Below are 22634 nucleotides of genomic sequence, written 5' to 3'. Positions count from 1 at the left end.
AGTGACACACTTGTTCTACCGCATATCGCTCTGCATCCGTAACACCAGAGCATAACATCATCCGTCATTGTTCAAACTACACCGTCATAGCTGCCACTTCTATGCGCCCCCATCATGCTTGAGCGCCTTGCTTTCATTCGGACTGTGCTTCATTGACCTGCTTCAATACACTATGCAGCTGCAAACGTGCTTCCACATCGTCATAATCCAAAAAAGCATCATATTCGTAATAATATTTAAGCGCGATCACAATCATCGGCAATGTGACCGGCTGCTCTGCCTCATACAACACATCGATTACATCTTCAAAAGTTGCCATTTCAAACCAAGTTTGCACGCCAGCTTCTAGCAGATCATTAGGAACGATATCACCGCGTTCATTTTCGGTTGCTTGCCCCTGTGCTTCCTGCTCTGCTAGCCAATCCTCGTCAAAATAATATACCGGCGTATGCAGCGGATCATGCTCCCAATGCTGCACATTAGTATACAGCCAGTTGTTGTGCAGCTTCCCACACATCGCGACCAGTTGATCCAATGTAGCAAATGTCAGACGATCCGCATGCTGAAGATGGTTGTAATCGTTCAATCGATCTTCATAACGACTCATCTCTGTTCACCCCTTCGGCATAATATATGCATTGCTACAGTCACCCGCTGACTATCGCATCATCACTCACCATTGATTTTGCATCCGTGTTAGCAACTTGACGATGCCGTCGCGATTTTTCGCTGCTTTCATATAACGTGGCACACGATAGGAAGCGGTACGTGTGTATGCATACGTTGGACGTTGACGCTGATCGGCAGCGATATAATGCAACAAATAATCAAGATGTTCCCGATTCAGCGCCCACACTGGTTTCCCGCGATAAGTAGCCATAAAATACAGTTCCATGCCAAAATAAGGTTCTCGCCCCTGCCGAATTTCAGGCGCATAATAGATACAGTCGAATCGTTTCTGCACAGGCATAGCTTGAACCGTCCCGCAATGCGGACACGGATAATTCAGCATATGTTGTGTAAATTGTCGCTGCTCATGCAATTGTTCGTTAAACCAGCGATCGCAATAGTTGCAGTTTCCACTTACACGGTAAACCGCTGCTTGCTCATACACCTTTTTTTGCATACAGCTTTTGCATATTAGCACTAGTTGATCGTTGTCAGAGCGAATCCATGCTTCACTGCCGCATGTGCACCTGACCATAACCGAATTGCCGCTTCGCAAAATAGACCACATCGCATACGGCTCTCCACTTACATCTACAAAGCGTTTCATAGTGACCCTCCTTTCACCGGCATACGATGCTGAAGGCGTATCCGCACGGTTTCGGATAAGCTTCCATTACATACAGCGCAACCGTTATCAGACGAGTGACGATTAACATACTTTCAATCGGGTATATTACATTGTGAACACCTGCTATATGTAGAATGCAATGCTTTCATCCCGGTATTACTGATTCGTAGTTTGCACGACAGCTATTTGCTACAGCAGGCTCGCTACGATGGGATGTTACTTTTAAGTATAGCGTTCCCATTGGATGAGAACAACCAGACCTCCGTCTCAATTATACGGAGAGATTATTTTCTCCTACCTGCTTCGTATAACTTGAATACAATAACACATATGAAATAAAATATTGTGTAAAGTGACCCATAGCTAACATTTTAGCGTACTACAAGGTTAAGAAACTAAGCTGTATGAACGATGCTGTTTTTAATCGTCTGTCCTTTCTTCAACATCAATCGCTTCCGTCTAATGTTCATCATTATAATCGCTGCTATATTGCTATATTAACGTTCATTTTCCTAGCGCAGACTGAAAGCAAACGATCATAATTATTGCAGGGAGGTGACCGCTGCTTATGTTTGGTTTATAACGCGCGAAAGCAGCTATAATCACAGCCAAATGCTTGCTTGCATACTTCTCTTGTTTGCATACTTCTTATGCTATATATACACACACCGTATGATGACTCGTCAAGCAGGTAACTGTATAGATGCTGTACACTTCGCTTTATGCTACGCCACAATTACTAGTTGATAATTTCAGCTTATAAACACGCTTGTCACTCCGACTTACAAGCGCAATGTAGGAATCCGTTTTCTTTATAAATTATATCTTTATCTAATTACAACCATTATTTTACTCAAAATTTAATTTATACCGATTAAATTTATGTTTTTTATGAAGATATGTTAAAATACCTAATCAAAAATTGGTTCGCATACGATATATAAGTATACAGTATATTAACTCACTATATTATTTATAACAATATAATCATTTATCACTTTGCTCTCATATAACTTAGTTTAGAGATTGAACGATGGAGGCTCTATATGTCCACATACATTCCTGTTACATCCAATTATGAAGTTAATGATCAATTAATGATGAAGGCACTCAATCAGAATTTGGCAATTATCCGTTTTAACCACAACCGTGAAGTCGCTTATGTTAATGAAAATTTCGCGCAAGCGATGGGCTATCGTACGGATGAAATGATCGGCTTGAATCATAAGCAATTTTGCTTTCCTGAATTTACGCAAACCCCGGAATACGAAACGATGTGGAAAGGGTTGCTGACTGGTCGCAGCTATCAAGATAAAATCAAGCGTAAAGACGCTCATGGCAATCCGATCTGGCTTGAAGCGACGTATATGCCAATCTATGATGACGCAGGCATCCGTGTCGTTAGCATATGCAAAATCGCGACCAATATTACGACCCGTCAGATCAATATTACGAATGTTGTTACCGATATGCAGGAGATGGCGGACGATCTGACACGCCGTGCTGAAGAAGGTATCCAGCGTAATAGCGAGCTGCTAGCCAGCATTCAAAAAATCGCTATCGTTTCGTCGGAAAATACGCAAGTGCTGCACAGCTTACAACAACAGGCACAAGCGATTCAAAATGTAGTCAAAACGATCCGCGAAATTTCTTCACAAACACAATTGCTGGCGCTAAATGCGGCGATTGAAGCAGCCCATGCAGGTGAATTTGGACGCGGCTTTGATATCGTTGCCAAAGAAGTACGTAAGCTGGCAGGGATTGTAGAAGCGTCGATCATCGAAGTTAAAAACAACGCCGATGCTATCACCAAAGAAATCCAAAAAATTTCCAGCGGCACGACCGATGTCGATCAAAATGTACAGCAGAGCCGCGAACAGATCGCAACTGCACTGGAAGAATTCAATTTGCTCGCTTCTTCCGCACAGCAACTTGATGTGCAGGCACGCAAAGTATACGATATCGTCTAGTTTTTGCAGTCACTACAGTAGATTGATCGCCTGTTCCTCCATAAATCTGTAAATCTATGAATCTATGAATCTATGAATCTATGAATCCATGAATCCATGAATCCATGAATCCATGAATCCATGAATCCATGAATCCATGAATCTGTAAAATTATAAATCACTTGCCCAATTGCATCTATTGCTCATTCACTTGCTTAGATTGTAATTTTATATATCCGCCAATCATGATTTATGTTAATGTACATGATTGGCTTTTTGTATACAGCATAAAATATAAATTCCCTTTCCCCCTATAAATAAGCGCATAACAATAGCCGCCCTAAAGCGAAACGATAGCGCAGGTGTACATTCCTGCCCGAACGCCAGGGCGGCTAAATTGCTTATCCTGTTTATAATAGCTGTTCAACTATGATGAATAACCGTACATACGTATGCTTAACGCCCTTCCCATTCCTGATAAAAACGCTGCACATATTCCTCCATATACCGATGCCGATCTTCCGCAATTTGGCGTGCAGACTGTGTATTGAGACGGTGTTTAAGTTTGAGCAGTTTTTCGTGAAAATGATTAATCGCGGTGCTGCGTCCAGTGCGATACTCCGCCGCCGTCATCTGCTGGCGCACCGGCAAGTCGGGATCATACATCATATCACCTACATGCCCGGCATACACAAATGTACGGGCAATCGCGATCGCGCCAATCGCATCTAACCGATCCGCATCCTGTACGACTTTGCCTTCGATGGAAGGCAAGGGCGGATTGTTGCCACCGTTATATGACATATTGGCAATAATAAACGTAATATGCGCTCGTTCTTCCAGTTCTACTTTTTGCCGTTCCAGCCAGTCGGCAACTCGCTGCATCCCCACTTCTTTGGATGGATTAAGTTTCTCATCAGCGATATCATGCAGCAGTGCTGCCATGCTGCAAATATAATCATCCGCCCCTTCCGCCAATGCCAGTCGACGTGCCATCTGCACGACCCGATGAATATGCCACCAATCATGCCCGCTCGTCTCGCCGCCCAGCTCCTGTTTGACAAACGCATACGTAGCCGCCAGAATTTGCTGCTGTGCTAGCGGCAAATCCGTATGTATTTCCGCTATTGGCGCTGCTGGAATAGCGGTGTCGGTATCGGTATGTTCGTTTATTGTTGCGGATAACGGTTCGGCTGGCAGTAATGGTTGTAGTGTTGGCGATGCTTGTGGTGTTTGTGGTGTTTGTTCATCGCTTGCCGCAGCGGATAAACTGCCGGTCGCCATCTCGGTATGATGATTGTTTGTCAATGTAATCGTTCCTTTCCGCTATTATGAACGTCTTATATTCGGATTTATCGGACAGGCATATGATGGAGCTGCCTCTGCTGCACTATATTGGATTGTATGATCGGTATAATTGCAGCGGCAGATCAATTCGCTTGTGCATGTAAATTGCACGGCAACGCTGTCAGATCGGATCGGCATGTATAAAAGCCTCCTCACTGTCCATCATTGTGCACAGCTGCCTTCTGATCGGACGGCATATCCGCTTCACCTGCATAATCATATTCCCAACAAATCATCGTCGCACTGTCATAAGAGCCGGTCGTATGCAGATGATTAAGCAACCGATGCATATTTAAACTCATACTATGTTCATTGTACAAAGCGTCATACAATACTTGCCCCTGCTCATACTGCCGCTCAGCTCCTTCCACAATACCGTCCGTCACTAGCACAAGCACATTCCGTCCATTACGCAATTGGCGCCGTCCGCTACTGTAACAAGGCACCGGCTGGTCAAATGTATTCACCTGACCGATCCATTCGTAAAATTGTCGCTGATTTAGCGCATATTGACCGAGCTGTGCCAATTCTGGATGCAGCACATAAGCTACACAATCGCCCACTGACAACCACCATACATACTGTTCATGCTGAAATAACATCAGCAGCGCGGTTTCGCCTTTTACGTGACGACAGGCAGCGCGAAAACTTTCCGCGGACAATAAGCTAACGACATACGATTGAAGTTGTTCAAAAGCATCGCCTTGCTCCAACAAAGCGCTCAATTCCTCTTTATGATGAAGTAGCTGATCGACGACCAACTCTGCACTTTCAGCGCTATGATGTGCATCTAGCACGACAGCCAGCCGCCAGTTGCCCGCTTCATTTTGCAGCACGATCAATCCATCTTCATTTTTGCTCGCCCCACTTAGCGTATTACCGCCATAACGCCCGATATGGATACCTTTCTGTTCTGTGACCGAAATTTCATCCAAAAACATATATCGACTGCCTACCCAGCTATAGCTCATCCGCCATCCTCCTTATTCGGTATTGATGTATCGTTACACCTGTCTATTGCAGCATAAGCCAAATACTTGCCTGCCTATTCATATCGCTATCGGTAACCAAACATGGACGATGCGCATCATCCAGCACCGTTCCGCTTATTCAAGCCAATGATGCCTGTCTGTCAGCTAGTTCGGCAGCAGACCGTTCGGCAGTAAACATCAGGGCAAAGAATACCTTATCACATCCGCTCAGTTGCACACCGTTTTCCGGTGCAAAGCAGCTCAAGCACATTAGCATGTTGACCGAGATCAATTTCAACTTTAAATCTGCTGTAAGTGCTGAATGATCGTAAAGGACGTGTATGACGGTTTGAATATACAATCTGATCTGTCCGCTCCATACTAACAGGCAAAAAGAACCGTGCAGTTAAACTGCCGGTTCCCATTATACCTTAAATAGTGGACGAAATCTGTTGCTCTGTTGCTTCCTCCAGCGTTGCCGTTAAACATTAGACAGCTTCCATCCGTATATTTCTGCAAACAGTATCAAACCGATTTCATTACTTCCGTGCGAGCGTGTGGATTGAAATACATACGATGCCTGCGCAATGCCGATCAGCTCCTCTGTCACTCTCCGCTTATGATCAAGTATGCTGTGCTGTCATATTGTTAACTCCCTATTCCCGCTAACCTGTCACACCTCATACGACTGCATTTGCAAAATAACATAGTCCGGCTTCGCCTGCTCCTGCTGGCGATAGCTCACCAACAGCACGCTTCCGCTGTCCGCTGCCGTCTCCGGCTCACCTGCCAGTATCGCATCTAAGCGGAACGGCAATGTTTCCAGCATAATATGCTTGTGCAACTCGCGCTCGTTAATGCCTGCGCCTGTCCACCCGGCAGGCAATTCATCTGGACGCTGCATGATCGCCTGCAAATAATGACTGACTGCATCGCGATCCGGTGCATCATCCCACCAGATTTTGCGCGGTTTTTGCCGATGATTGAGCAAATAATCAAGCTTCATTAAACCGTGCACCCTATCCGGCTGCCGCAGTCCGTGCTGCTGTAAAAATGCCTGCAAACGAGTAAACAAATCTTCAAGCTGATGCCCGATTTTTTGCCAACCTTGCTGCTCCCAATAATCGCCAAACGCCTGAAAAAAATCAAATGGCGACTGAAATTCATAACGCATTAAATACGCAAGCGTATGATCCATCCGATGGGCATTCCAATATTTCTCGAGCACATCTTCCAACCGTTTGAGCCGTACAATATCTTCAAATGACAACACATGACTGCCCAAAATTTCATACGGTGCATGATCCATATACGTATATTGATACTTGTCCGCATCTAGACGCAATCCGGTGCCGCGCAGCATTTTGAGGAAACCAAGCTGCAATTCCTCCGGTTCCAGTGCAAACACATCATTAAATGTTTTGCGGAATGTCGCATAATCTTCCAGCGGCAGCCCGGCGATCAGATCGAGATGCTGCGCGATTTTGCCGGATCGTTTAATACTATTGACCGTGCGGCTGAGCTTCGTAAAATTTTGCCGACGCTTTACTAACTCATTGGTCGGATCGTTAGTCGACTGCACGCCGATCTCAAACCGGAACACCCCTGGCGGTGCATGCGCAGCAAGATAATCGAGCACTTCAGGCCGCATAATATCCGCCGTAATCTCAAACTGGAATGTACAGCCATTATGATTGTCAATTAAAAAGCGGAACATTTCCAGCGCATAGTCTCGTTTAATATTAAACGTACGATCGACGAATTTGATCAATTTGGCACCATTGTCGATCAAGTACAAAATATCGCTTTTCGTACGCTCGATATCAAAATATCGTACCCCTACCTCAATACTGGACAAGCAAAACTGACAGCTAAATGGACAGCCACGACTCGTCTCAAAATAAACGACCCGCTTCGCCAAATGCGGAATATCTTCCGCAAAACGATGCGGGCTAGGCAGCTCATTCAAATCCTGCTTCGGTCTGCCTGGCATGACGATAATCTCATCGCCTTTGCGATAAGCGACACCGTAAATGAAATGGTATTTGCCGGCACCTTCGATCTCTTGCAATAGTTGATGAAACGTCTCCTCCCCTTCACCGATCACGATAAAATCGACCTGCGGCAGACGCTGCATCCATTGCTCGGTATCATACGATACTTCCGGCCCACCGAGCACGATGCGGGTATGTGGCATCACTTTTTTCAGCACTTCGATTACACGAATCGTTTCTTCGATATTCCAAATATAACAGGAGAAGCCGATCACCTCCGGCTGTCTGCGATACAGATCGGATACGATATTCATCACCGGGTCTTTGATCGTATACTCCGCCAGTTCAATCTCAAATTCGTGCTCGCTATACGCTTTCAGGCAACGGATGGCAAGTGACGTATGAATATATTTCGCATTTAATGTGGACAGAACAACCTTCATGGATGATCCGCTCCTTTGCTTGATGTTATAAACAGCCCAGTACCCAGCCTTCCAGCAGGGCAATTTGCTGTTCTGCCTGACTTAATGTGGCGAGTTCCAAATACGGAGCAAGCGTACCGCTCTGATCGCGCGCCTGCATCCACTCCGCAATGTATGCGGCATCACGCTCATGCTCGCTCAGTCGCTCAAACGATGCTGTAGCGGTTATGCGCCGCCGATATAGCGCTGGATAGGCTTCGGTAATTAGATGGCAATCGTCTGGTACGTGTAATCCATCATACGGCCAAAAATGCACCTTTAACCCGCGCCGCTGCCATTGGCGCAATCGATATATCCACGGCAAACCGGTATGGGTCGAATACGATACCGCCCCTTGCATACCGGATATACGATCCAGATCGGTGACGCTTTTAGTAGATGGGATAAAATCGCGCTCCACCAGTCGTTTGGCGACGGAATTGACGTATGCCGCCTGTTCTTTGCTCTGCTTCATCGTCAGCCAGGTCGTTTTCCATGTACGGCTACTCCAATGTAAAAATTCAGCCCAGTTGCTTAACCCAAGCCGCTGGAGCTGATCACTTGGATACGATAGACCATGATCCAACCCGACGATCATCCGCTCACGGCTATGATGCAGTTCATGCAATAACCACTCATAGACGAGGCGCCTTGACCATAGATTTGCTTTGGATAGTTGAACAGACTGTAGTGAACGATGACGCGGTAATGGCGGGCATTGCAGCCGAAACGGTTTGTGCTGCTGCGCTACTGCAACCGCGAGTCCTTTAATACGTGCATCCGGTCTGTCTGCGCCGGAATAATCGATGCCAACATAGGTGGCAAATAGCGGTCGCCTGCCGCTCATTCATATCCACTCCCGTTCCCGATAGACCGAGATTAATATTTTTGCCGGCTCTGCACCGATATTGGTCACCCGATGCGGTACGACCGCATTCCAGCTAAAGCTGTCACCCGCATCCAGCTCGGTCAATTCGGAGCCGTATTCTACGCGTACCCGTCCCTGTACGACCGTATGAATTTCTTCTCCTTCATGCGCCACCATCTGCTCAGAGCTGGATTTGCCGGGCGGCAGTTCCACGAGCGTGACCCGCATATTGCGTGTAATGCCGAGTTCGTATACCGTCATCGGCTGCTTGCCGATCGAAGTGAGTGGACGCTCATCTTTTTTCACTACATTGATGCGTTCTTCACGGCTCAGCAGTAGATAGGCAAGCGAAACGTTTAATACGGCTGCAATGCTTTCCAATGTAGCGAGTGAAGGCGATGTTTTATTATTTTCCAATTGACTCATAAATCCTTGCGATAGACCGGTCTGCTCACAAATTTGGGCAATCGTTATGTTTTTACGTTTACGAATGGCACGAATCATCGAACCGATTTCCATCGTGATCGTTCTCCTTGCATCGATAAAATTAGCGTGTTGCTAGTAGTTTCCATCATACAGGCGGGCGGTGTAATGACGCAAATGAAATTGGTGCTGGCTAGCTTATATGTTTGTGTATCAACATAGGAGCTGACAGAGATTTTGAAAAAGAACAAAGACAAACTATCTTGAAACTGCTTGTAATGCCTATGTACAAATAAAAATAGCATGAACGAGCCGGATTACGAATCCAAATGAGACCATTGTCTATTTTTTAAAATTTTATTGTATTCATTTGCTATATTCATCGCACTTGTCTAGCGCATTTTGTTACCTCATTTCTTTTCGTGTTCATCCAATTGCTTACTCCAACAAATATTACCTGTGAAAATATTAAATAACTACTAACAATATTTTTATTGACACAACTAGCAAACAGGTTGTAAATTACTTTTAGTAATCAAATTATTTAAGGAGTGGTTTATGATGAAGTTAACAGTAGTATCGACGATTATGCGGGTGGTACTTGGTATTTTATTTTTGGCTCATGGGATTAGTAAATTTCAGATGGGCTTGGCAGGTGTGTCGGACTGGTTCCAAAGTGTAGGCATTCCGGGCTTTCTCGCTTATGTCGTTTCTCCAATTGAACTCGTTGGTGGCATTTTGCTCATTATCGGCTTGTTTACTCGTTATGTATCGGTGTTACTCATTATCGTTTTGCTGGGCGCCATCTTTACGGTCAAATTGTCTGCCGGGCTGATGGGCAATGGGCAAATGGCTGGTTATGAACTTGATTTGGCATTTATTCTCGTTGCGCTGTATTTGGCGGTTAGCAACAATACCGGTTTCTCGCTCGATCAGATGTTGTTCCGTCGTAAAACGGCGTAATATCGTAAACGACGAGTTGATATCGTCCAATCTTCATCCGCATTTTAAAACGAGCGTGTAGCTGTTGTGAAGGTCAATGATAACAATAGCTATGCCGAGCAGACTTGTATATTTTGTCAATTTAATTCGTAGTATGTGTAGCTCATATCCGCCTGACTTTTGGACAGACTTAAGCAATCGCAAAAGGGAACCTCCACGGACGGGGTTCCCTTTTATTTTTGCTTGTTATGATGTTCACACGCATCATGTATCATGTAGGCATATGCTGTTTGCTTGTAGCTAGTCTGCCTTCATCTTCTGCGCTTGTGTTAATACTCATCCCCGTACGTGCTATTTTCCTCCATCGTCTTCTTTTGGAAAAAAGCAAGGAACGGCTCGCCATATTTGCGATATTTCACTTCACCGACACCTTTGATCGTCAGCATTTCGCCTTCATTTTGCGGCTCGACTACACTCATTTCGCGCAATGTCGCATCATTAAAAATGATATACGACGGCACGCCCTCACGGGATGCTAGCTCACGGCGAATAAGGCGCAATTGCTCGAAAATCGTTTCGTTAACGGCAGATAGCCCATCATCGCCAGCACGCGCGCGGCTGCCGGATGTGCTGCGTCCTGCCGCTGCTGGTGTGGTGACTGGCAATGGGGCGCGTTGCATCACTTTATGCTGGCCTTTGAGCACTTCGGCGGCAAGTGGCTGCAATTTGACGACCGGGTACTGACCTTCAGTGAGCAGCAGATAGCCTTCCGCTGCCAGCACATTAATGCGCTCGGAAATTTCTTTTTCCGTCAAGTGCGACAGCAGACCGTGGGTTGGCAATTCGTCGAATTTGTATTGCAGTATTTTTTTGTTGCGTGAGCCTTTGAGCACTTGCGCGACGATCGAGACACCAAAGCGTTCACGCAAACGGTAAATGCACGAAAAAATCTTTTGTGCTTCAATCGTCGTATCGACCAGTTCGCGGTTATCGCGGCAGGAACTGCATTGACCGCAATGTTCACCGGAATGCTGCTCGCCAAAATAATCAAGCATCGCATTGCGCAAACATTTGGTCGTATAACAGTAGTCGATCATCTGCTGCATTTTGCGATAATCGTTATGTTTGCGATCGCCTTCATTCATATTTTGTTCAAGCAGGAATTTTTGCGTCATAATGTCCTGCGGGCTGAATAGCAAAATACATTCACTCGGATCGCCGTCACGCCCGGCGCGTCCGGCTTCCTGAATGTACGCTTCCATATTTTTGGGCATATTGTAGTGGATCACATAACGTACGTTGGATTTGTCGATCCCCATTCCGAACGCATTGGTCGCTACGATGACACGAATATCATCGTAAAGGAACGCTTCCTGACTGCGATCGCGCTCCTCATCACTCATCCCGGCATGGTAACGTCCTGCCTGAATGCCACTGCTAAGCAAACGGCTGTACAGATCGTCCACATCTTTGCGTGTCGCCGCATATACGATGCCGGAATCATTGGCATGGGTGTGCGCATAATCGATCACAAATTCTTTGCGCTTTGTACCACGCAGAACGGACATCGATAAATTATCCCTTCCTAGCCCGGTAATAAACACTTCCGGCTGCTTCAATTGCAATAGCCGTAAAATATCGCTGCGCACTTCCGGAGTCGCCGTCGCTGTAAAGGCGGCAACAATCGGTCGCTGTGGCAATTGATCGACAAAAGGTGCAATTTCCAAATAGCTGGTACGAAAATCATGTCCCCATTGCGAAACACAGTGCGCTTCATCTACCGCCAGACACGTAATATTCACACCGTTCATTTCCTCGCGGAACCAATCCAGCTCCAATCGCTCTGGTGCCACATACAGCAGCTTCAATTCCCCGCGCCGCGCCGCATTAATGCGTTGATTAACCTCGCGTCCACTGAGTGTGCTATTAATATAAGCGGCTGCCACACCTGCCGCTTCCAATGCGTCCACTTGGTCTTTCATTAGCGAGATCAGCGGCGAAATGACGAGTGTGACGCCATCATGGACGAGCGCCGGAATCTGATAACAGATCGACTTACCGCCCCCGGTTGGCATAATGCCAAGCGTATCACGGCGATCGAGCAGACTGCCGACAATTTTGCGCTGTCCTTCGCGAAAATCTTCATACCCGAAATATTTTTGCAGCAATTGCTGTGCCTGCTGCATTACAGGCGCCTGTATGCTCATTATGCAAAACTCCTGTCTATCTAAACTTGACCAGCTCTCATTAGTACGTATTCAAGTCAACATGTCATGCCATCATCCAGGCTGTCATGTATCTACATTACGATCTAAAATGCTGTCTGCCGGCATCCGCATAACGAGTACACAGCAGTGCAGACGGCAAAAAGCAGCCCAGTAAGTAGGAGTACCTGCCTGGTCTGCTTTCTTTATGTTTATTATAACCGATGCACAACAATTTTCCCAGCCTTTACCGTGATTCAAGCATAGGATTTCAAGCTAACCAATAATGAACATCACATCCATTATAAAAGTTACTACACGCATTACAATGGGCTGTATGCTTGTCACGGAAACGATTCGCACCTTTTTAACCACTACAAAAGAATTATGCATAATTCCATAAATCGGATAACAAGGGGCTAAAAGTATAAAAAACAGTTTGACATCTAGTCATTTAGATTTATACTAAAATCGTCAACAAAACCATATAAAGGAGTTTTTTACATGAAATTTAAATCTTTACGTGTAGTTGCACTCACAATGGCAATCGGCATCGCCGGCATTAGCCCAAGTGCACTTGCACAAAGCAGTTCAGTTGCTAACTCATTCTCCAAGCAGCAGTCCGAACTGCCACTGGCGACTCATGTTCAACCTGTAACTGTGCGTAACGAAAAGACCGTATCAACTCAAAACATTCCTTTATCCCATCTGCCTGCTCAGCACAGCTTATTCGCTGCCAATATGCTTGCGACCGCCACTGATAATACATATGGCAGTAACACTTCCCCAGATACGGCGCTATTGATCCAGTCGAGTACGACGCCTACTGCCGTTTCCGGTTATATCGATCAACAGGGCGGTGCACGCTGGTATTATACGAATATAAGCAGTGCACTCAAATTAACGGCATTTATGACAGTCAGTCAGGCGAATCTTGATTATGATTTGAAACTGTACCGTTACAATGAAACTGATTCCACATTGCAGCTCGTTTCCTATTCCTCGTATGGAGCAGGGCACTATGAATTGCTTAGTCAGGTGGCGACACCAGGTTATTATTTTATTAGTGTAACGTCTTACCAAGGTGCCGATACGAGCAATCCGTTCACACTTGCTACCGTACTGTCCGACAGTTACGATTCGAGCGAACCGGATGATAATCCGTATTTTGCCAAAGATCGTGGTGCAGCATTTGTCAGTCAGCAAAATATCGACAATGTGCTTGACGAAGATTGGAGCAAAATTACGTTAACGAAGGAAACGACGCTGAATGTGCGTCTGAACAATCCATCCGCCAACGGCGACTATGTTGTATATATTAAAGATGCCAATCTGCAAAACCTCGGTTCGTTGAAACAAAATCAACTCGGACAAATCACGTTGCCAGCAGGCAGCTATTACACACAAGTGTATGCCCCATCCAAATTCGATCTGACGACACCGTACACATTAAGCGTTGGACCAGCGATCTCCCGTGTAGCGGTAAGTGAGATTACATCCGACCGTGGCGTACAAGGCTTTATCGATTATGGTCAGGGCAAGAAGTGGCGTGTCGGTTATAACATCGTCGTCAAAGGACGCGCTTTTGATAAAACAGGCAATCCGGTCGCGAGCGGCATCGTGTCGGTCAAAGTACAAACACGCGTTGGCAACAGTGTCTTTGAACAAAATGGCACAACGGATAGCCTCGGCTACTTCTCAATCCCGCTGAGCATCGGCGCTGCGGCAGGTCAATATACGTATCGCGGCCCGGTATCGACGCATTATTATGATATTATTCCGATCACATTCAGCAATATGGGCATTCAGTTAAATGCGGATATTAACTCGCTGTATCATTATGCGTATAGCATTCGCTAATTAGCTAATGGATAGCTGTACATGCCGTATGTGCTTAATAAGCATGATCGATGCGTTGTTTTTGTTAGTATAGTTAAGTAGTCAACCTCAAGCCGACCAGTCGTTTCAAAGTCACTTCATTGCACTAACGGATACCGACAAGCATCGACGTCGATAAGCATAAAAATACCCCTCACATCGTATAAGTTCACCTGAATGGTGTTCGCATACGCATCGTGAAGGGTATTTTTATTTTTATTTTTTCTTCCACATACGCTGGATCGCATACGCCCCATAGCACACAATCATAAACGCAATCCCGCAATAAAATGCCAAGCTTTGATTCGGATCAAAAGCAATCCCGATACATGAAGCAAGACATAACACAAAGGCGGCAATCGGTACAAACGGATACCACGGTGCCCGATACTTCAAATCTTCCACTCGCTTGCCTTCTCGCACATATTGGCGCCGGAACATATACTGTGAAGCTGCAATGCCCATCCACACGACCACCACGGCAAACCCGGATACCGAAACGAGGAAAATATACACCGTATCCGGTGCGATTACACTGGTTAGCAGTGCCAGACCGCCGCCTAACATACTCACTATCATCGCATTGAGCGGAATACCGGCACGAGTCAGGCGTCCAAATGTTGGCGGCAACAACTGTTCCGACGATAACGACCAGAGCATCCGCGAGCATGCATATAACCCGGAGTTTGCCGCCGACAACAGCGCGGTAATAATGACAAAGTTCATCAGATCAGCTGCATACGGAATGCCAATCCGATCAAAGACCATAACAAACGGGCTTTCGATCACACCTGCCTGCCGCCACGGAATGAGCGCAGATAAGACAAAGATCGTACCGACAAAAAAGATAATTAGCCGTCCGACCGTTGCTTTGATCGCACGCGGAATCGTTTTCTCCGGCTCCACACTCTCTCCTGCCGCAATCCCGATCAGCTCGGTGCCGGAAAAAGCAAAATTCACCGACAGCATCGCCATAAAGATCGGCAATAGCCCGTTCGGGAACAAACCACCATCACTCGTAAAATTGCTCAATAGCGGCGCTACTGCCGCATCTTTCAGCGGCAACAGTCCGAACACCGCCGCACCGCCAAGCAAGATAAACAGCAAAATGACCGCTACTTTAATACCGGAAAACCAAAATTCCGCCTCTGCAAACGAACGTACCGAAAAGGCGTTCAGCAAAAATACCAATACTGCAAATATAGCGCTCCATAGCCAGACCGAACTATCCGGAAACCAGCGCTGCATTAACAATCCGGCTGCCGTAAACTCCGATCCTAACGCCACCGCCCACGTTAGCCAGTACATCCAGGCGATCATATAGCCTGTGCCTGGTCCGATAAACCGTGCCGCATACGTATGAAACGCCCCTGTTACCGGCAAATGTACCGATAACTCGCCCAGACAGAGCATGACCAGATACACGATCACCGCGCCGACAAGATACGCGATAATCGTACCGAGCGGGCCTGCCTGATTGATCGTATAACCTGAGCTGAGAAATAGCCCGGTGCCGATCACACCGCCAAGTGATAACATGACCAAATGACGGCTTTTCATTTTGCGTTGAAATTCTCCCCCCGACGATTCCGGGTGTCCCTGATCTTGCTGTACCGACATCGAACTCCTACCTTTCACTTTCCATAATGATCAAGATGATGTTCATACTTATGACTGCAATGCAGCTTTGATTTCGGCAATATGTTGTGGCGTCGTACGACAACAGCCACCGATCAAACGCGCGCCCAGCTCGTACCATGTGCGGGCATGTTCGCCATAGCTGCCAGCACATGCGGTGCCATGCCATGTTTTGGTGACCGGATCATACTGCTCACCAGAGTTCGGATAAACAAGAATCGGTTTGGACGTATGCTTGCCCATTTGCTGAATTAACGAAGGAATATGCTCTAGCGCAGTACAGTTAATGCCAAGTGCAGCAACTTGCGGCTGATCATCAAGCCAGGCAGCGCACTGCGCCACCGTTTCACCGCTGCTAATATGGTGACCGTCACGCGCGCTAAAGCTAATCCATGCATAGATATGTGGGAATTGCCGTAATGCACGCACAATCGCTTGCGCTTCGATCAAACACGGAATCGTCTCACATGCTAGTATATCTGCACCCGCTTCGATCAATATGCGCATCCGTTCTAGATGAAATTCATACAGTTGCTGCTCGCTTAGCCCATAATTACCGCGATATTCCGAGCCGTCTGCCAAATACGCTCCATAAGGCCCAACCGATGCCGCCACAAATGGACGGGGACGCACAGCAACACCAGACGATCTATCCAAATAACTGTGCCAAAAAGCATCACGCTCCTGCACTGCCAATTGTACCGCACGAGCAATAAGCGCTGTCGCGTCCCTCTGTGACAATCCACGCTCCATAAACCCGCTCACCGTCGCCTGATAGCTGGCTGTAATCGCACAATCCGCTCCGGCTTCAAAATAACGGCGATGCACCGCAGCGATCGCCGCCGGATTATCAAGCAATAAGCGGGCTGACCATAGCTCATCATTCAGATTAGCACCGTCCTTTTCCAGCTCGGTTGCCATCGCTCCATCCAGTACGATCAGCGGGTAGTCATTTAATATATTGTGTATAAGATTCATGCTTTACTCCTTTCAAACTATAAAGTTATGGCGCTCACCAGACAGCTTTTTCTGTCTCACGATGTCATTTTATTGTGAACGTAGTTTAGATGATTACTGTTTATTTGTAAACGGCTGTGTGCTGAATCGGTTATAGAAATTTTGTATAACAGGGCGAAAAAAAGCGCAAACAGCCCGCAATCGGCACTGGATGGTAAAGCTCCAATGTCGATTGCGAGCGTTGATTGCATAACGCTTAAATGCACATACAGGCACATAATGATGACCCATCATGTACAGCTATGATATGATCTATAATCCGAATGTACACGATCACCGCCAGCTATAATCCACTTAATTCCCAAACAACCGCACTTCATACAATGTCGGCGTATACCAGTTGTGCGGATTGTTGTGCAGTAAAGCATTGACCATATGGATACGTACATAACGTGCGCTAAATGAAACCGCATCCGTCGTAAAACCATAAGTCGTATTGTTCGTGCGGTCGATCGTCGTATAGTTGACCCCATCTGTGCTGTATTCGATTTTGTATTTATAGTAACCTTCTGAACCTTTATACATAAACCAAGAAATATCGACTTCATTGATCGCTTTCACCGTACCAAGATCAACTTGCCACCATGCCGGCCATGACGACGAAGTCGCTGCCCATGACGTTTGCGCATTACCATCGTTTGCATTGGAGGCTGGATTGGCGGTCGTTGCCGAGATCGCTGTCGCCGTTTTGCCAAGTGCATGATTCGTACGTGCCGGAGTGGAGATCGTTCCGGCAGCGGCATCGATCGACCAACTGCTATACCAATCGAGTGTGGCGGTGCGTGCACTGTCGTTCAGTGTCAACGGTAGCCAAATGAATTTATGGTCACTTAAATGGAGCGGATTCCAGCGATCGCCCATATAAATATAGCTCGTACCTGAGCTGCCGCTAATCGTCGCAATCGAATGAATTTGGGTCGCATAGGCAGACGGATCACCAAATGGCGACAATGCTGACCATGTGCCTGTCATCGAAGATGCGGTTGCATAGGCACCTTGATTCGGATACCAACCGGACGCTTGGGAAGTGAACAAGTAGTAAGTGCTGCCTTTTTTCACAACCGCTGGCGCTTCACGATAAGCATTATCAAATACCCAGCCGACAAACGAAGCGACATTCGTATAATCCGCATTCAATTGGAAAATCGCCATCGTATTGTTGGCACCGCCATTGTTTTGACGAGACGCTGTAATCAAATACGCTATGCCATCGGTATCGACAAATACAGTCATATCGCGTGATTCATAACCGAGCGGACGGAAGCTGCCTTGATAGACGAAATTGCCATCCGGCGTATCACTCGTAGCGACCGCTACACGTGCCAGTGAATAATCGGAGCCATTTTCGTAATGCGCCCATAATACGTATTTTTTGGTCGCTGCATTATAAATGACTTTGGGACGCTCGATTTTGCTAGAATTTAGCTCAGCAGCGGAGTTTTTGGTCAGTATGCTATTGTCAAACGTCCAATTTTTGAGATCGGTTGATATGTATACATTTACTTTATCAAATGTGCCGTTAGTGGCATGCTCGCCATACCAGTAATAGGTGGAGCCTACTTTGAGAATATTGCCGCTGTTCGCCTGAATCGGATTGCCTGCGGTATCTTGCCAATCGGTACCGTTTGTAATCGTCACACTTGCCGCGTTTGCGGGCTGACCGCCCCAGCCTAAACCTGTTAGCAGCAGTAAAAAGGTAACACTGATTGCCAACATTTGACGCGAACCCCATTTGCCTGCACTCATCATCATACGCCCCCTTGAGATCGGTTGAAATCGATCACGATCATTTTCACACTCATTTTAGTTATTTTTGGAAGCGTTTACAATAAAAAAATACGGAAAGATGTTATCAATATAAGGAGAGGAAACACGCCGCCCGCTTCCTCTCCTTCGTTTACTTCCTTTACTCCGGTACTTCCTTACAATTCTTTTCTTACAATTCTTTTCTTACAATTGACTATGCGCAAATACCGCGGGCTGCCGCCAGCGTTCGGCATGCCGATGCGTCAGCTCGATAAAACGACTTTGTGCCGGGGACTGCCATTTTTTCGTATGATAGCTAATGTAGGTACATACACGCTGGTCGGTATCGTCCCAGTTCAGAGCGGTCATTTTCCTTTCCTCCAACTCACGCTGCACCGTAATGAACGGTAGAAAAGCCAATCCTAACCCTGCCATCACACATTGTTTAATCGCCTCATTGCTCCAAAATTCAATGCTTGGATCAGGGAAAATGCCATGCCGATTCAGCACCTTTTCAAACAGTACACGATAATTGCAGCCGGATTCGGTATTCAAAATCGTCTCATGGCGCAAATGAACCGGCTCTACTACCGGCAATGTCGCCAGTCTGTGCTCCGGCGGCGCGACCAATGCCATCTGTTCCTCGACGAGCAGATCGACTTTTAATTCATAATCTTCCATATGCGGTTGCAGCAAAAATACAATATCCAACTCGCCGCGTCGCAACCTCTCATGCAGATCACTGCATGCGCCTGGCTTCAAAATAATTTGTACCGATGGATACTGTTGCCGGAACTCTTTGATGATCGGCGGCAGACGGAAAGCCGCCAGCGATTCCGGTGCACCGATATGCAGCACCCCGCCAAGCTGATCACCCGATCCAATCGCTGCACGCGCCAGATTGTGCATCCGCGCAATTTCCTGCGCATACGGCTGCAAGCGCCGTCCCGCATCGGTTAGCAAAATGCGTTTGTGAATCCGGTCGAATAGCGGTGTGCCCAGTTCCTGCTCTAATGCTTGCATTTGCGCGGTCACGCTCGATTGCGCATAATCCAGCTTACGTGCAGCAGCCGTAAAGCTACCTGTCTCTACTACGGTCAAAAATGTAAACAGATGTCGCGACTCCATCATTATCCTCTCCTTTTCCCATCGGAAATACCGATAGATAACATTTAAATAATCCGTTTTACCGATGAACCTATTATCTGTTAAGCTGAACAAAATCTCAAGGAAAGCAGGGAATGCAATGAAAAGTTCACATTATTCCGCTGCTGGCGGCAACTCAGCCAGCACATCAGGCACGATTTCACAACCTGTTTCAGCTAGCGGCAATGTATCCGCATCCGTCGTTTCCAATGCTAATCAAGCTACAGTAGCCCCTTCCGCTTCAGCGAGAACGTCCGATTCAGCTCCCGCCTCCGGCACATCAGGTAGCGCCACTGCGGCAACAGAGACCGCTCAGCTTGGTCGTCATATTAATTTGCCGCAAGCGGTAGCGCTGTATATCGGAGCGGTTGTCGGCTCCGGCATTTTGCTCACACCAGGCATTACCGCTCGTATGGCTGGCCCATCTGCATTGATTGCCTGGGGCTGTATGGCATTGCTCATTTTGCCACTAGCACTGTCAATGGGCTTGTTATCGGCTCGTTATCCGAATGCAGGCGGTGTATCTCATTTTGTGACGCTCGCGTTTGGGCCTAAACTCGGTGCGCTAATCGGCTGGTTTTTCCTTATGTCTGTACCGATTGGTGCGCCGGTGGCAACATTGACTGGTGCCGGTTATTTGACCGCTGCGCTCGGCTGGAGCGAGCCGGTACGTGTAGTCATCGCTGCGGTATTGCTGCTGTTCAGTTTGCTCGTCAACTGGATCGGTTTTCAACTTGCTGGCAAAATTCAGGTCATTATCGTCGGTGCGATCATTTTGGTGCTTGGCGTGGCGATCGTCGTCGCCATACCGGATGTACGGGCGGCGAATTTCACTCCATTTATGCCGCATGGCTGGGTGCCAGTCGGGCAAGCGGCAGCGATGCTGTTCTGGTGCTTTATCGGCTGGGAAGCGGTATCGCATCTGTCCGAGGAATTTAAAGACCCGCAACAAGCAGCCGTGCGCGGCGTCATGATCGCGGCAGCGATCGTTGGCTTGCTCTATTTGCTGACTGCCATCGTGACGATTGGCACACAGAGTTATATGAACAATGCGGACGCATCACTTGTGCATGTAATCGGTAGTCGGCTCGGTGTTTGGGGTGCGGTGCTGTCCGGTCTGACCGCCGCCTTCATCTGTACCGCAACATCGGTCGCTTATATCGGCGCCGCTTCGCGTGTCGCGTTTGCACTATCCCGTAATGGGTATGCAGCACGTCGTTTCAGCCATCTATCGCCGCGTTTTCGAACACCGACGGTAGGAATCGGCTTTCTGGCAATGTGCTTTATGTTGATTTTATCATTGTATGCAACTGGCTGGCTGAAGCTGGAACTGCTGTTGCAACTGCCTAACTCCGCCTTTATTTTGACCTATCTCGCCGGCTGTGCTGCCGGGGTGCGTCTATTATGGAAGGAACGACTCGGACGCTGGATTAGCGGCATCTCCTTTTTGTTCACACTGATCGTGTTTCCGTTTACCGGATGGGCGATTTTGTATCCGGTGGCGATTACGATTTTGTTCTGGTTGCTAACTCGTCAACGCGCCAAATCACATTAATTCATTTCATACACTTTTCACACATCTATTCCATTGTTCTCACATATTCCCTTGTTAAGATGAACTTACATCAGCAGGGAGCACTCAAAAGCTACCGAGTCCGGAAGCGACAGCATCCGCCGGACGCGCATACGGTAAGCCGGGAACATGCAAACTGCTCAAACTTATAATGAGGTGAATAGAAATGAACAAATGGACAAAAAACGTAGCAGCATTACTGACAGCAATTAGCGTACTGGGTGGAGCAAGCAGTGTATTCGCGGCTTCCGCAACAACAACTACTCCAACTAAAAAAGTAGAAGCTTCCAAGTCTGCAACAAGCACAGCCGCTAAAACAACCAAGTCCGCAACAGAGAAAAAAGCTGCTACGACACATAAAGCAACTGCTAAAAAAGGTACAGCTAAAAAAGCGACTCACAAAAAAGCAACTCACAAAAAAACCGCTAAAAAAGCGTCCCACAAAAAAGCAGGTTACAAAAAGGCTACACATAAAAAAGCGACTCACAAAAAAGCATCGCACAAAGCAAGAACTCACAAAACAAAAGTAGTCGCTCATAAAAACAAAGCGGTTGCTCACAAAGCAACTGTTAAAAAAGCAGCGACTCACAAAGCAACTGCTGCTCACAAAAAAGCGGCTACAAAAGCAACTAGCAAAAAAGCAACTGCTCACAAAACATCCGCTAAAAAAGCGACAACTCACAGTACAAAAGTAGTTGCTCACAAAAACAAAGCTGCTGCTCACAAAAACAAAGCTGCTGCTCACAAAGCTACAGCTACAAAAGTTGCTGCTCACAAAGCAAAACAAGCGACTCACAAAACAGCAACTGCTAAAAAAGCTACTGCTCACAAAACAAAACAAGCAACTCACAAAACTAAAACAGCTAAAAAAGCTGCTGCTCACAAAACAAAACAAGCGACTCACAAAGCAACTGCTGCTCATAAAAAAGCGGCTCACAAAACAAACACTCACAAAAAAGCGGCTCATAAAAAAGTGACTCACAAAACAACTAAAAAAGCGGCTACAACTTCCCACAAATAAAATATCGGATTGATTCTCCCCCAGAATCAGCCAGCCTGACCAGAAATATTCGGTCGGCACATGCTTCAACTCCTGCGTTCATGTTGATTCAAATGCCGCAGTTTTGATCCAGGGCAAAACTGACGGTCGGGAGTACACCCTCCCTCCTGCAAAAACTTG

Annotated in this window: 17 protein-coding genes; 5 read left to right on the top strand and 12 right to left on the bottom strand. The window is 46.8% G+C overall.

Going from position 1 to position 22634, the window contains the following annotated elements; translation table 11 throughout:
• Nucleotides 1-133 precede the first annotated feature (133 nt).
• Both U1I11_RS01395 and U1I11_RS01390 read right to left on the bottom strand, forming a co-directional pair.
• Nucleotides 134-607, bottom strand: coding sequence for a DUF7716 domain-containing protein (locus U1I11_RS01395; RefSeq protein ID WP_322903183.1), 474 nt, complete (start codon nt 605-607; stop codon nt 134-136).
• A gap of 66 nt (nt 608-673) precedes the next feature.
• Nucleotides 674-1276, bottom strand: a complete 603-nt coding sequence (locus U1I11_RS01390) for a hypothetical protein (RefSeq protein ID WP_322903181.1) — start codon at nt 1274-1276, stop codon at nt 674-676.
• 1067 nt (nt 1277-2343) lie between these two features.
• Here U1I11_RS01390 and U1I11_RS01385 point away from each other — a divergent pair.
• On the top strand, nt 2344-3267 hold the full coding sequence (locus U1I11_RS01385) for a methyl-accepting chemotaxis protein (RefSeq protein WP_322903179.1): 924 nt from the start codon (nt 2344-2346) through the stop codon (nt 3265-3267).
• Nucleotides 3268-3702: 435 nt separating this feature from the next.
• Here the strand turns inward: U1I11_RS01385 and U1I11_RS01380 are convergent, their stop codons facing one another.
• The 5 genes from U1I11_RS01380 to U1I11_RS01360 all read right to left on the bottom strand — a co-directional run bounded on the left by U1I11_RS01380 (nt 3703) and on the right by U1I11_RS01360 (nt 9406).
• The gene (locus U1I11_RS01380; RefSeq protein WP_322903178.1) at nt 3703-4554 is read right to left on the bottom strand and encodes an HD domain-containing protein; all 852 of its coding nucleotides are present in this window, start codon (nt 4552-4554) and stop codon (nt 3703-3705) included.
• Between the two features lie 191 nt (nt 4555-4745).
• Nucleotides 4746-5564 carry a PP2C family serine/threonine-protein phosphatase gene (locus tag U1I11_RS01375; RefSeq protein ID WP_322903176.1) on the bottom strand — a complete coding sequence of 273 codons (819 nt, stop codon included), beginning with the start codon at nt 5562-5564 and terminating at the stop codon, nt 4746-4748.
• 673 nt (nt 5565-6237) lie between these two features.
• On the bottom strand, nt 6238-8001 hold the full coding sequence (locus U1I11_RS01370) for a B12-binding domain-containing radical SAM protein (RefSeq protein ID WP_322903175.1): 1764 nt from the start codon (nt 7999-8001) through the stop codon (nt 6238-6240).
• Nucleotides 8002-8026: 25 nt separating this feature from the next.
• Complete coding sequence (locus U1I11_RS01365) at nt 8027-8866, bottom strand: hypothetical protein (RefSeq protein WP_322903174.1); 840 nt, start codon at nt 8864-8866, stop codon at nt 8027-8029.
• Nucleotides 8867-9406, bottom strand: coding sequence for a cupin domain-containing protein (locus U1I11_RS01360; protein WP_322903173.1), 540 nt, complete (start codon nt 9404-9406; stop codon nt 8867-8869).
• A gap of 462 nt (nt 9407-9868) precedes the next feature.
• On the opposite strand from U1I11_RS01360, the gene U1I11_RS01355 reads away from it, so the two are divergent.
• Nucleotides 9869-10273 carry a DoxX family protein gene (locus tag U1I11_RS01355; RefSeq protein WP_322903171.1) on the top strand — a complete coding sequence of 135 codons (405 nt, stop codon included), beginning with the start codon at nt 9869-9871 and terminating at the stop codon, nt 10271-10273.
• A gap of 308 nt (nt 10274-10581) precedes the next feature.
• Here the strand turns inward: U1I11_RS01355 and recQ are convergent, their stop codons facing one another.
• Nucleotides 10582-12459, bottom strand: a complete 1878-nt coding sequence (gene recQ / locus U1I11_RS01350; RefSeq protein WP_322903169.1) for a DNA helicase RecQ — start codon at nt 12457-12459, stop codon at nt 10582-10584.
• A 501-nt stretch (nt 12460-12960) separates the two neighbouring features.
• Between recQ and U1I11_RS01345 the strand changes: the two genes are divergently transcribed.
• Nucleotides 12961-14316 carry a carboxypeptidase regulatory-like domain-containing protein gene (locus U1I11_RS01345; protein ID WP_322903168.1) on the top strand — a complete coding sequence of 452 codons (1356 nt, stop codon included), beginning with the start codon at nt 12961-12963 and terminating at the stop codon, nt 14314-14316.
• A 234-nt stretch (nt 14317-14550) separates the two neighbouring features.
• Here the strand turns inward: U1I11_RS01345 and U1I11_RS01340 are convergent, their stop codons facing one another.
• From U1I11_RS01340 to U1I11_RS01325, 4 genes are all read right to left on the bottom strand, one after another.
• On the bottom strand, nt 14551-15954 hold the full coding sequence (locus U1I11_RS01340) for an amino acid permease (protein WP_322903167.1): 1404 nt from the start codon (nt 15952-15954) through the stop codon (nt 14551-14553).
• Nucleotides 15955-16002: 48 nt separating this feature from the next.
• The gene (mmuM, locus tag U1I11_RS01335) at nt 16003-16950 is read right to left on the bottom strand and encodes a homocysteine S-methyltransferase (RefSeq protein WP_322903166.1); all 948 of its coding nucleotides are present in this window, start codon (nt 16948-16950) and stop codon (nt 16003-16005) included.
• Nucleotides 16951-17283: 333 nt separating this feature from the next.
• Complete coding sequence (locus U1I11_RS01330) at nt 17284-18735, bottom strand: family 43 glycosylhydrolase (RefSeq protein ID WP_322904451.1); 1452 nt, start codon at nt 18733-18735, stop codon at nt 17284-17286.
• 204 nt (nt 18736-18939) lie between these two features.
• Nucleotides 18940-19863 carry a LysR family transcriptional regulator gene (locus U1I11_RS01325; protein ID WP_322904449.1) on the bottom strand — a complete coding sequence of 308 codons (924 nt, stop codon included), beginning with the start codon at nt 19861-19863 and terminating at the stop codon, nt 18940-18942.
• Between the two features lie 118 nt (nt 19864-19981).
• Between U1I11_RS01325 and U1I11_RS01320 the strand changes: the two genes are divergently transcribed.
• Both U1I11_RS01320 and U1I11_RS01315 read left to right on the top strand, forming a co-directional pair.
• Entirely contained in the window at nt 19982-21436 is a 1455-nt protein-coding gene (locus tag U1I11_RS01320) for an APC family permease (protein WP_322903164.1), read from the top strand.
• 184 nt (nt 21437-21620) lie between these two features.
• Nucleotides 21621-22475, top strand: coding sequence for a hypothetical protein (locus U1I11_RS01315; RefSeq protein WP_322903162.1), 855 nt, complete (start codon nt 21621-21623; stop codon nt 22473-22475).
• Nucleotides 22476-22634 lie beyond the last annotated feature (159 nt).

The sequence above is a fragment of the Paenibacillus campi genome, assembly GCF_034659835.1.
GTDB lineage: Bacteria > Bacillota > Bacilli > Paenibacillales > Paenibacillaceae > Saccharibacillus > Saccharibacillus campi.
The sequence above is the reverse complement of the archived record's forward strand: the minus strand, read 5'-3'. Positions and strand labels throughout refer to the sequence as shown.

What these genes read in the sequence shown, in the direction of transcription:
- U1I11_RS01390 (WP_322903181.1), bottom strand. Translation starts at nt 1,276, where the DNA reads ATGAAACGCTTTGTAGATGTAAGTGGAGAGCCGTATGCGATGTGGTCT.
- U1I11_RS01395 (WP_322903183.1), bottom strand. Translation starts at nt 607, where the DNA reads ATGAGTCGTTATGAAGATCGATTGAACGATTACAACCATCTTCAGCAT.
- U1I11_RS01375 (WP_322903176.1), bottom strand. Translation starts at nt 5,564, where the DNA reads ATGAGCTATAGCTGGGTAGGCAGTCGATATATGTTTTTGGATGAAATT.
- U1I11_RS01355 (WP_322903171.1), top strand. Translation starts at nt 9,869, where the DNA reads ATGATGAAGTTAACAGTAGTATCGACGATTATGCGGGTGGTACTTGGT.
- U1I11_RS01315 (WP_322903162.1), top strand. Translation starts at nt 21,621, where the DNA reads ATGAACAAATGGACAAAAAACGTAGCAGCATTACTGACAGCAATTAGC.
- U1I11_RS01325 (WP_322904449.1), bottom strand. Translation starts at nt 19,863, where the DNA reads ATGGAGTCGCGACATCTGTTTACATTTTTGACCGTAGTAGAGACAGGT.
- U1I11_RS01320 (WP_322903164.1), top strand. Translation starts at nt 19,982, where the DNA reads ATGAAAAGTTCACATTATTCCGCTGCTGGCGGCAACTCAGCCAGCACA.
- U1I11_RS01385 (WP_322903179.1), top strand. Translation starts at nt 2,344, where the DNA reads ATGTCCACATACATTCCTGTTACATCCAATTATGAAGTTAATGATCAA.
- U1I11_RS01340 (WP_322903167.1), bottom strand. Translation starts at nt 15,954, where the DNA reads ATGTCGGTACAGCAAGATCAGGGACACCCGGAATCGTCGGGGGGAGAA.
- U1I11_RS01360 (WP_322903173.1), bottom strand. Translation starts at nt 9,406, where the DNA reads ATGGAAATCGGTTCGATGATTCGTGCCATTCGTAAACGTAAAAACATA.
- mmuM (WP_322903166.1), bottom strand. Translation starts at nt 16,950, where the DNA reads ATGAATCTTATACACAATATATTAAATGACTACCCGCTGATCGTACTG.
- U1I11_RS01370 (WP_322903175.1), bottom strand. Translation starts at nt 8,001, where the DNA reads ATGAAGGTTGTTCTGTCCACATTAAATGCGAAATATATTCATACGTCA.
- U1I11_RS01330 (WP_322904451.1), bottom strand. Translation starts at nt 18,735, where the DNA reads ATGAGTGCAGGCAAATGGGGTTCGCGTCAAATGTTGGCAATCAGTGTT.
- recQ (WP_322903169.1), bottom strand. Translation starts at nt 12,459, where the DNA reads ATGAGCATACAGGCGCCTGTAATGCAGCAGGCACAGCAATTGCTGCAA.
- U1I11_RS01345 (WP_322903168.1), top strand. Translation starts at nt 12,961, where the DNA reads ATGAAATTTAAATCTTTACGTGTAGTTGCACTCACAATGGCAATCGGC.
- U1I11_RS01365 (WP_322903174.1), bottom strand. Translation starts at nt 8,866, where the DNA reads ATGAGCGGCAGGCGACCGCTATTTGCCACCTATGTTGGCATCGATTAT.